The 10,987-nt window shown below is 36.8% G+C and carries 12 protein-coding genes; all 12 read left to right on the top strand.

Translation table 11 applies throughout. From position 1 onward, the window contains the following. Positions 1–2 precede the first annotated feature (2 nt). The 12 genes from EO120_RS05025 to EO120_RS05080 all read left to right on the top strand — a co-directional run bounded on the left by EO120_RS05025 (position 3) and on the right by EO120_RS05080 (position 10,770). Positions 3–974: a KpsF/GutQ family sugar-phosphate isomerase gene (locus EO120_RS05025; protein ID WP_127134384.1), complete on the top strand. Its 972-nt coding sequence runs from the start codon at positions 3–5 to the stop codon at positions 972–974. Continuing rightward, positions 974–1,498, top strand: coding sequence for a KdsC family phosphatase (locus EO120_RS05030; RefSeq protein WP_127134385.1), 525 nt, complete (start codon positions 974–976; stop codon positions 1,496–1,498). The genes EO120_RS05025 and EO120_RS05030 overlap by 1 nt, the downstream gene beginning before the upstream one ends. A gap of 14 nt (positions 1,499–1,512) precedes the next feature. Beyond that, the gene (locus EO120_RS05035; protein WP_127134386.1) at positions 1,513–2,445 is read left to right on the top strand and encodes a lysophospholipid acyltransferase family protein; all 933 of its coding nucleotides are present in this window, start codon (positions 1,513–1,515) and stop codon (positions 2,443–2,445) included. Continuing rightward, positions 2,432–2,968: an LPS export ABC transporter periplasmic protein LptC gene (gene lptC / locus EO120_RS05040; protein WP_127134387.1), complete on the top strand. Its 537-nt coding sequence runs from the start codon at positions 2,432–2,434 to the stop codon at positions 2,966–2,968. The genes EO120_RS05035 and lptC overlap by 14 nt, the downstream gene beginning before the upstream one ends. Before the next feature lie 10 nt (positions 2,969–2,978). After that, entirely contained in the window at positions 2,979–3,704 is a 726-nt protein-coding gene (locus tag EO120_RS05045; protein WP_407833144.1) for an LptA/OstA family protein, read from the top strand. A 10-nt stretch (positions 3,705–3,714) separates the two neighbouring features. After that, positions 3,715–4,434, top strand: coding sequence for an LPS export ABC transporter ATP-binding protein (lptB, locus tag EO120_RS05050; protein ID WP_127134388.1), 720 nt, complete (start codon positions 3,715–3,717; stop codon positions 4,432–4,434). A gap of 8 nt (positions 4,435–4,442) precedes the next feature. After that, positions 4,443–5,534 (top strand): LptF/LptG family permease, encoded by a 1,092-nt coding sequence (locus EO120_RS05055; RefSeq protein ID WP_127134389.1) that lies wholly within the window; start codon positions 4,443–4,445, stop codon positions 5,532–5,534. Between the two features lie 128 nt (positions 5,535–5,662). Beyond that, positions 5,663–6,871, top strand: a complete 1,209-nt coding sequence (locus EO120_RS05060; protein ID WP_127134390.1) for a DUF3084 domain-containing protein — start codon at positions 5,663–5,665, stop codon at positions 6,869–6,871. Positions 6,872–6,961: 90 nt separating this feature from the next. Next, positions 6,962–7,486 carry a RuvC family protein gene (locus tag EO120_RS05065; protein WP_127134391.1) on the top strand — a complete coding sequence of 175 codons (525 nt, stop codon included), beginning with the start codon at positions 6,962–6,964 and terminating at the stop codon, positions 7,484–7,486. After that, positions 7,479–8,348: a YitT family protein gene (locus tag EO120_RS05070; RefSeq protein ID WP_127134392.1), complete on the top strand. Its 870-nt coding sequence runs from the start codon at positions 7,479–7,481 to the stop codon at positions 8,346–8,348. Before EO120_RS05065 ends, EO120_RS05070 begins: the two co-directional genes overlap by 8 nt. Continuing rightward, positions 8,348–8,920, top strand: a complete 573-nt coding sequence (lepB, locus tag EO120_RS05075) for a signal peptidase I (protein ID WP_127134393.1) — start codon at positions 8,348–8,350, stop codon at positions 8,918–8,920. The genes EO120_RS05070 and lepB overlap by 1 nt, the downstream gene beginning before the upstream one ends. 581 nt (positions 8,921–9,501) lie before the next feature. Next, positions 9,502–10,770, top strand: coding sequence for an S-layer homology domain-containing protein (locus EO120_RS05080; protein WP_127134394.1), 1,269 nt, complete (start codon positions 9,502–9,504; stop codon positions 10,768–10,770). Positions 10,771–10,987: the final 217 nt, after the last annotated feature.

A 10,987-nucleotide genomic window follows, 5' to 3' on the forward strand; every position in this document is an offset into this window, starting at 1 on the left:
TATTGAATATTTTAGAACAGGCGGCTCAAGTGCTTCATGAAGAAGCACAAGCCATTGAGCAATTAATCACAACATTAGATCAAAGTTTTGTAGATGCCGTTAATGTAATCCTTGCTTGCAAAGGCCGCGTTGTATGTACTGGTATGGGAAAGTCTGGACATATTGGACGAAAAATTGCAGCTACACTAGCCAGTACAGGTACACCGGCATTATTCATGCATCCAGGGGAAGGTGTGCATGGTGATTTAGGTATGATTACAGAAGACGATGTGGTCTTAGCCTTTTCTAATAGTGGGGAAACAGGTGAAATCATTAGCATTTTACCCTCTTTGCGCCGCATTGGTGCAAAATTAATTTGTATTGTAGGTAAGCCTGATTCTACATTGGCTAAAAATTCCGATGTAGTTCTATTGGCACAAGTAGAAAGAGAGGCGTGTCCATTGGGATTGGCACCTACTACAAGCACTACTGTAGCATTGGCATTAGGTGATGCATTGGCTGTTTGTTTATTGGAACGTCACCACTTTACACCGGAAAACTTTGCTGTTTTTCATCCAGGAGGATCTTTGGGCCGTCGGTTGTTATTAACTGTAGAAAACATTATGCATGGTAGTGATGATAATCCAGTTGTCTTTAAAGGTGCTACTGTACGGGACGCTCTATTCGTGATGACAGAAAAAGGATTAGGTGCTACTAATATTATCGATGAAGAAGGTCGTCTCATTGGGTTAGTTACGGACGGTGATGTACGTCGCGGATTAGACTCTGGTAGTAATTTCTTAGAATGGCCTGTTGAAGATATGATGACAAGTATGCCAAGGACGATTACAAAAGATAAACTAGCTGCGGAAGCATTACATATGATGGAAAAAAATCAACCTCGTCCTATTACGGTTCTACCTGTAGTTGATGATAATGGACGTGCATTAGGCATCGTTCATATTACAGATTTACTACGTCGAGGCATTGTATAATGAATCATATACAGTGGATTGTTCTTGATGTAGATGGTGTTTTGTCAGATGGGTCCTTAATTTATACATCAAATGGAGAGGAGATTAAATCTTTTTCTGCTCGCGATGGATTAGGTCTCACAGCAGCTAGAAAATCTGGCATTAAATTAGCCATTATAACAGCACGTGTTTCCCCTATGGTGGAACGACGTAGCAAAGAATTAAAATTTGATGCCCTTTTGATGGGACATGAGAATAAAACAGAAGCATTGCGATTCCTTTGCAATGAACATAATATAGATGCATCTTCCATTGCTTATATGGGGGATGATCTAAATGACTTAGGAGCCCTATCTCTCGTAGGATTGCCTATGGCACCTAAAAATGCGGCACCAGAGGTAAAGGAACGAGCTCAATTTATCTCTACCTGTGATGGAGGATATGGAGCTGTACGCGATGCAGTAGAATATATTTTAAAAGCTCAAGGTAAGTGGGACTCTGTTGTTCAAGACTACGCTATGGAGGCTCATGAGCATGGACAATAAAGGAGGTGGGCAGAATGAATAATGAATGGCAATACCATTTGGTGAAAGGTATCAGTTGGCTTGTTTGTCGTCTTCCATATAAGCTCATTTTGCTCATAGGTGCCGCATTAGGCCCTTTATATGGGGTCATTGCTAAAAAGCAAAAATTGCGTGGCATTAAAAATATAAAAATTGGAATGAATATGAATGACCAACAAGCAGAAGAGTTAATAGCGCGCTTGTTTAAAAATCTTGGTCGTAGTGTAATGGAAATCCTTTACATGCCTAATTTAACAAAACAATTCATAGACAAGCATATTGAAATGCGTGGTGTAGAGTACTTGGAAAAGGCTATTGAGGAAGATAAAGGTGTAATCGTATTAACTGGACATGTTGGTAACTGGGAATGGATGGGGGCTGCCCTTGCTGCTCACGGTTATCCATCTACGACGATTGTAAAAAAACAACCGAATGCTCAGTTTACACGTTTTATGAATGAATACAGAGAGATGGTAGGCCTTGATGTATTTGCTAGTGGCGGCAATGAAATTGTTTCTGCTGCAAAAGCATTGAAAAAGAAAAAACTTCTTGGTTTTTTAGCTGACCAAGATGGATATATTCATGGGCTACCTGTACCATTTCTAGGGCAACCTTCTTCCGCTGTTGTAGGGCCTGCCACATTTGCTAAAAAATTTGATTCTCCTGTGGTTCCTATTTTTGCATCTCGTAAGCCTGAAGGGGGGCACATTGTTCATATTTTGCCACCTCTTCATTATCAACATAGTGGTGATGATGATGTAGATATGTATAAACTAACAGAAGAATGTGTACGAGTAACAGAAGATTTTATTCGTGAACATCCAGATGAATGGATTTGGTTCCAACATAGATGGATGACAAAAATGAGTGAAATAGTAGATTATAATGAGAAACTAGAAATACGGGAGAGAGCACATGAAAAACAATAAAAAATTGATTGCTATTGTTGGTGCTGTTGTGCTTGTTCTCGTAGGTCTAATTGCCTATTTGATGCAAGATACAGGTGATGAAAGCACTAAAAAACCTATTTCTGGACAACTCGTAAATTTTCAAGGTGCTGAGCTTCAAGAAGAATCTGATGGTAAATTAGTTTGGGCTCTAACAGCTGAAAAAATCGAATATGACCCTCGTTCTAAGTCAGTTGTATTAACAAATTTAAAAGGACAATTTTATCAAGATAATGTTACAACTACTGTAGCTGCACCACATGCTGTGCTATCTGGTGATAGAAGTTCTTTAGATATTGATGGTGGTATAACTGCTACAAATACTGATGAGGCGGTTTTAAAAACGAGTGCATTACATTTCGATAATAAAACTAAGCAGTTTACATCTCAATCTGCTTTCACTTATGAAAGCAAAGATGTAATATTAACGGGAGATAAATTAGAAGGTAATATGGCATTAAAACAAATTAGTGCTGTTGGTAATGCAAAATTAACCAAGAAATAAGGGTGGTGTAATGATGAATAAAAGACAACGAATCGGTGTCAGTTTAATAATTGGATTAATGACATTATCTGTAACAGCATGGGCGGCTAATAATGATCCATTGACAATCAGTGCAGATAGATTATCTTATGATGGTAATTCAGGACGTGCCGATGCACAAGGCAATGTGGTTATTACGCAACAAGACAAAACTATGACTGGGGCTACTGGTTGGTATAATACAAAAACGAGAGAAGCTCAATTAGAAGGTGGCGTATCTATGATTGGAACAGATATAGCCATGTCGGCAGAAACAGTACATAGTATTAATGATAACCAATTTAATGCGACAGGTGCTGTTCATTTGCAACGGCAAGAACGTCAAATTTTTGGTGACTCCGTAGATTACAATACTGATACTGAATATGGTAAAGTAACTGGAAATGCTCGCCTTATTGCAGAAGGTACTACATTAACAGGAAATCAAGTAGAAGGTTGGTTAAAAGAAATCCGTGCAGTAGCACAAGGAGATGTAACATTTACGAATTCTGAACGGAATGTGTCTGGGTCTGGTGACAGTGCCACTTATACACAAACTCCCAATCAAAATGATGGAATGGTATTATTATCCGGTAATGCACATGCTGTTCAAAATGGCAATGTATTAAATGCACCAGAATTAAAAATTCGTTTAGCCGATAATTCTGCGGAAACATTAGGGGGACGCAGTACATTAGTCATCGTCCCAAATCAATAAGGATTGATATATGTATATAGAAACACAGAATTTAGTAAAAACCTTTAATGGTCGCAATGTGGTAGATGGGGTTAGTATTCACGTTGAAAAAGGACAGGTTGTAGGTTTATTAGGTCCCAATGGTGCAGGGAAAACAACCTCTTTCTATATGATTGTAGGTATAGAAAAACCTACAAATGGCATTATTACAGTAGATGGTAAAGATATTACACAATTACCTATGTATAAACGTGCTGCCGAGGGGATTGGGTATTTGCCACAGGAAGCATCGATTTTCCGTTCTATGTCTGTAGAAGATAATATACGTGCTATGTTACAAACAACTACAAAATCGAAAGAAGAAATTAAATTTATTGTAGACTCCTTGATTGAGGAATTTAATCTTGGTCATGTACGGGAACGAATGGGAATGCAATTGTCAGGTGGCGAGCGTCGTCGTGTAGAAATTGCTCGTTGTCTAGCGTTAGAGCCTAATTTTATCTTGTTAGACGAACCTTTTGCGGGGGTGGATCCGATTGCGGTAGCGGATATTCAGCAAATTATTTTACATGTGAAACAACGAGGTATCGGTATTTTAATAACGGACCATAATGTGCGGGAAACATTAGGGATTGTCGATAAAGCCTATATTCTAAGTAGTGGGAAAATTTTGCTTGAAGGTACGCCAGAGGAAATTGCTAATAATCCAATTGCTAGGGAACATTATTTGGGGAATAACTTTAAATTATAGGAGGGGCTATGCGCTTATTAGATAAGTATATTTTAAAATCTTTTATAGGCCCGTTCTTATTTGGTGTATTTGCTTTCACCAGTATTTTTATTGGTACAGGTACATTATTTCGTATTGCCCAGTATATAACTGAATATGGTGCGCCATTACTGACTGTAATGAAAGCATTTGTTCTAGCTATGCCGAGTATTATTATTTTGACATTCCCAATGTCTGTGTTATTGGGATCATTAATGGCTTTCAGTCGATTAAGTAGTACTAGTGAGATTGTCGTTATGAGGGCAGGCGGATTGAGTTTTTTACGACTCGCCATGCCTGTATATATTTTGGCTCTTATTATTTCTATCGGTGCAGTGGCATTTAATGAGTTTGTTGTACCTCGTACAAATAATATGTATCAAAATATTGTGCGGGAAGAAATCGTGAAAAATGCTACACCTCAAACGCAAGATCATGTGGTATTGAAATCCATGAATGGTAATAATCTTGGCACTTTAATGTACGCGAAGCATTTTGATAGTGCTAGTAAAGAACTTCAAATGATTACAGTACAGCAATTTAATGATAACGGTGAATTGCAACAAGTTGAAAATGCAGATCGGGCGGAATGGAATGGTTCGGTATGGATTATGCATGATGGTGTTATATATGATGTTTCTGCTGGAAACGGTGTGGAACGAACTATGAAGTTCAAGGAACAAATATTGCCGATTAAATCGAATCCAAACGATATTCAACAAGATCAAAGAAAACCTGAAGAATTAACGATAAAAGAATTGCGCCATCAAATTAAAGCGTATAAAGCTGCTTATACAAATGCAAGCAAATTAGAGATGGAAATGTATCAACGTTTTACAATTCCATTGGCAAGCTTTGTATTTGCCTTAGTTGGGGCACCATTAGGGTTGCAAAAACAACGGTCCAGTTCATCTATTGGGTTTGGCATTAGTATTTTGATTATCTTTATATACTATGGTGTTATGACTTTTACTGGAGCATTAGGTAAAGGTGGTGCTTTGCCGACTGTTGTAGCGGCTATAATCCCTGATGTATTGGGAATTATTGCAGGGCTATATTTAAACTGGCGTGTATCTAGGTAAATATTGATGCTAGAAAGAATACTCCTGATGTAACCTACCCGTAGAAGTATTCCATCTCTTAGGTAGGGGGATACTGGGTTTATTATAGGTATATTTATTAGTATGTATTGTATGAAAGGAGGGACTCCGTGTTAGTAGGGTTAAAAATACTCATTATTATTGCTATTATGGGCGGTTTAATCGCTTATATGGGGGATAAATTAGGTACAAAGGTCGGAAAGCGACGGATGTCCCTCTTTGGATTACGCCCTAAACATACATCCATTATCGTTACTATTGTAACAGGCTTGCTTGTTGCTGCTGCTACGGTAGGTGTGTTAACATTTACATCCCAAAGTGTTCGTACTGCTCTGTTTGGGATGGATCAACTGCGTGCTGACATGAATCGACTCAATGCAGAGGTATCTGCTAAAAATGAGGAGTTAGCCAAAGGACAAGCCTTATTAGAGGCAAATAAAAAAGAATTATCAGAACGATTAACCGAGATTGAGACTATTCGAAAAGAAGTTGAAACGAGTCGTGTTGAGTTAGAAGAAGCGCGTGCAGCTCGAGATGCAACCGAAGCTGATTTGATTAACATGCAGGCGTCTTATAATGAGGTGTCTAAAAAATTGGCTGACTTAGAAGCTACACGAGCGAAAATGGAAAATCATATTGCTGAATTACAGTCTACACAAGAACGGCTACAAAATGGTATTATTCATTTGCGTGAAGGGACTATTTTGTTCCAAGTAGATCAGTTACTAGCACAAGCAGTAGTTAGAAATGGATTAAATGAATCAGATGCGACTGATGCAGTTAATAATATTGTTAATGATACCAACCAACTTGTATTAAGAAGAATTGGTTTAGAAAATCAAGGAGAACGTGTAGTCTATGTAGATAGACAAAATACAGAAATAGCTATTCAAAAAATAGTAGATGCAAAAACTCCAATGGTATTGCAAGTCACTGCAGCAGGGAATATCATCGCTGGCGAACCTGCTATAGCAACCATACATGTGTATCCTCAACAATTTATCTATAAATCTGGTGATTTAATCTATTCTTCTGTTATTGATGGAGGATTTAATGCACAAGGAACTATGATTCAATTCTTGAAACAAGTAAATGAACACGGTAGAGAACGTGGGGTCATTCCTGATTCCCTGACAGGTGATATTGGTACCATACCTGGTGATGAGTTGTTTAGTGCTATTCGCCGTGTATCAACGATGCAAGGAAAGGTACATGTAGAAGCAATTGCAGATGGTGATACCTATGCATCTGGACCAGTGCATATTAAACTCCGCATTACACAAGTTCCTTCGGTAGGAATTTTGAGTAATTCTAATTAAAATAAATGACCTATGTATTTAAGATTTAATACATAGGTCATTTATTTTATGATAGAATATAACTATTGTGAAATGTAAGAGGATACTAGTATGAATGAAATATCTTATATTCTGGCTGTAGATCCAGGAAATGAAAAAACGGGGATAGCTATTGTCTCACCAACTGGTGAACTAATATATCGAAATATTATAGAATCTGTACAGTTATTAACAGATGTGGAATCCATCATTACACAGTACCATGATATTCAACATATCGTTTGTGGTAATGGAACTAATCACAAGCGTTTATATCCGTTGTTACAACAAATTGGACGTAATCATAAAATTACCACCAGTTTAATTGATGAATCCCATACTACAGAAGAGGCACGTAAACTATATTGGCAATATAATCCTCCTACAGGGTGGCGAAGATGTATCCCGAGAGGAATGCAATTTCCGCCTGAACCTGTAGATGATTTGACGGCCTTAGTTATCGCTCGTCGATATACGAAACAATTAGATACATATGTAAGTCAATCTGAAGAATCTAAACTATCTTTAGATGAACTGAATCAAAAACGGCATGAAGCCATTAAACGTTTATATGATAAAGGAGATTTGCATGAGTAATGTGAGAAACAAAATACATTGGGTTCATCTATTACAGCGTGGCATCTTCATGATTGTAGGCGCTTTAATCTATACGGTGGGACTCGATTTGTTCTTAGTACCTAATAGCATTATTGATGGTGGTGTTGTGGGTATTTCTTTGATGGCTGCACAATTAACAGGCCTATCTTTTAGTATATTTGTAATACTTTTAAACTTACCTTTCCTATATGTTGGATATAAGGTGAATGGTAAAGATTTTACATTTTCTACATTATTTGCTATCGTTTGGATGGCAATTTTCTCTAGTTTAGCACATAATTTTGAACCAATTACTAACAATCCTTTTTTAGGCGCCATATTTGGTGGTATTATTTTAGGTATTGGGGTAGGAATTATCATCCGCAATGGCGGTTGCTTGGATGGGTCTGAAATCGTTGCCATTATTTTTGATAAACGGACTACATTCTCCGTGGGAGAAATTATAATGGGGATGAATTTAATTATCTTAGGCGCCGCTGGATTTGTGTACAGCTGGGATAGTGCTATGTACTCTTTAGTTGCCTATTTTGTGGCTTATAAAATGATCGATATCACTATTACAGGTCTTGATGAATCAAAAGGAGTTATGATTATTACTGATGCAGAAAACTCGGAATTGATTGCAGATGCGTTAAATGCAAAATTAAATCGCGGTGTTACCATTCTCTATGGTGAAGGTGGTTATTTGAAACAACCAAAACATGCACTGTATTCCGTGGTTACAAGACTTGAGATTACACGATTAAAAGATACTGTTTATGAAGTAGATCCATCTGCGTTTATTACTATTCAAGATGTGCATGATGTATTCGGCGGTCGATTCAAAAAGGGAGGTCATTAATGAATAATAAATTGGTAAAAGAAATATTGGATTGGGTGTATGCTATTGCATTGGCCTTAGTTATTGCTATGGTCATCCATATCTTTTTAGTACAACCTACCCGTGTATCTGGTGAATCTATGGAGGATACTTTACATAATGGTCAATATTTAGTAGTGACTAAATGGCAACATATTATGCGAGATATACCAGATTATGGACAAATCGTAATTATTGATAGCCGAGTTAATCGCGCTCGCACATGGATGGATGATGTAAAAGAACCATTGATGAATTACGTTAGTGTATTTAATAAAGACGCACAAACCAATGATATTTGGGTAAAACGCGTTATAGGACGCTCAGGGGATACATTGGAATTTAAAAATGGTCACGTATGGCGCAATGGACAAGAATTGCAAGAACCATACACGAAGGATACATATATGAACTTTAGTCGTTCTACACCTGTAGTAGTTCCAGAAGGGTATGTGTTTGTTATGGGGGACAACCGCAATCATTCTAGCGATAGCCGTTTCATAGGTCCTGTACCTATTGATCATGTATTAGGATTCGTTGAATACGCAATATAATCAACGTTAGTTATATCTATTTTTACATTTTTTATCTTAATTTTAATAGAATATTACTTGTGAAAGCGCTGCCTTTTGTGGTAGCGCTTTTTGCATACAATAATTAGAATCAAGTGCATTTTTCAATATTTGTATGTGAATTAATGAGTTAACGCATTTGTGATAGGTATTAACCTGTTTATTTATTAGAAAATTAATAATGTATTGTTATTATAGATTAGAAATACTAATCAGTAAAATCTGAAAATTAATTACAAAAACTACAAAATTTAATAAAGAAAAATGAAATTTTGCAAAATTAAAAATGAAAAAATGCACTATAATACTGGTTTTTCGTGTTAAAATAATTCATGAATAAAATTTCACAATATTTAATTGTATAAAATGCTTTACAAATTTTGAGGATGGTAGTATATTCAAATCACAGCAAGGCACAATACAGTAGGTTGTGACATACATAAGATAGAGAAGAGGAAACGTGGATACTCTACTACAGATTCCTATGTATAGCATAACGAATGTGTTATAGCCTTCTGATTATATAGATGTTAAAACATATTTTCAGAAAGAAGGAATTGATTATGAAAAAACAATTTGCTACAGTGTTTGCTGCTACAGCAGTATTAGGTGTAACTAGCGCATTCGCCGCTAATCCATTTTCCGATGTAACGCCAGATAGCTGGGCATACCAAGCAGTTTCCCAATTGGCAGCAACTGGTATCGTTAATGGTTATCCAGATGGCACTTTCAAAGGTCAAAACAACATCACTCGTTATGAAATGGCTCAAATGGTAGCGAAAGCAATGGCTAACCAAGACCGCGCAAATGCAGAACAACAAGCGATGATTAATCGTTTGGCTGATGAGTTTTCTAATGAGTTAAACAACCTCGGTGTTCGCGTATCTAAATTAGAAGATCGAGTTGGTAATGTAAAAGTGACTGGTGATTTACGTTTGCGTACACAAGGCTCTGATGACCGTGGCGTTTTCAAAGATGGTGCGAAATCCCTCACTGACGCACGTGCACGAGTACAATTCAATGCCAATGTAAATGACAAAACAGAAGCTGTCGTTCGTGTTAAAGGTGAATACGAATTCGGTGATGGTTCTGAAAATAATAGCTCCCAAGCTAAATTTGACCGCGCTTATGTAAATCATAAATTCAATGAAAATAATTCGTTAAAAGCTGGTCGATTCAACCAAGTCATTGGTGGTGGTTTGATGTATGATGACTCTTTCGATGGGGCTCAATTAAATCTTGGTAACGACAAGATTCAATTACAAGGCGCTTATGGTTACATGGTAGATGGTGCAGCGAGCACAAATGAAAAATCCGATAATCCATCTGTATCTTATGTAGGTTTGAAAGGTAAAATCGGTCAAGATTCTACCCTTGGTGGTTTTTATGCTAGAATGTCCAGTGGTAATCTCGACCATAATGGTGTAACACAAGCATTCGATAATCAAAATGTATACGGTTTTAATGCTGATTTTAACAAAGATAAAGTATGGGTTGGTGGTGAATGGTTGAAAGCATCTAATGTATCCGATTCCACCGCTTGGACTGCAGGTATTGGTTATGGTAATTACGATATATCTAAACAAGGTACTTGGGATATTAAGGGTCAATACTTCAATCAAAAAGCTAATGCACCTATCGTAAGCTCCACTTGGGATCAAGCTTATGATTTAACTAATACATCCAATGGTTACAAAGGATATATGGCTACTGTAGATTATGCAGTACAAGATAATGTTGGTTTGTCCGCAGGTTATGGCTTTAATTCTAAAGACCAAAGCGGTAACGACCTTAGTGATTTCTACCGTGCAGAACTTAACTACAAATTCTAATGTGGATACATTTTGGTATACTATACACCATATGGTATGAAAACTAAATTGCATTAAATAGTATATATATAGGAGACCTCTTCGGAGGTCTCTTTTTTGTATGTCGTATTATATATTTTGTTATAGATAAATGGAATGATATATAATTTGAATATAAATAATCGGTCAATAAAAATAACAATAAATAAAAATATTAATAAATGAAAGTATTTTTTAT

Origin of the sequence: Veillonella caviae (assembly GCF_003992125.1) — a bacterium.
In the GTDB taxonomy this organism is placed as follows: Bacteria; Bacillota; Negativicutes; order Veillonellales; family Veillonellaceae; genus Veillonella; species Veillonella caviae.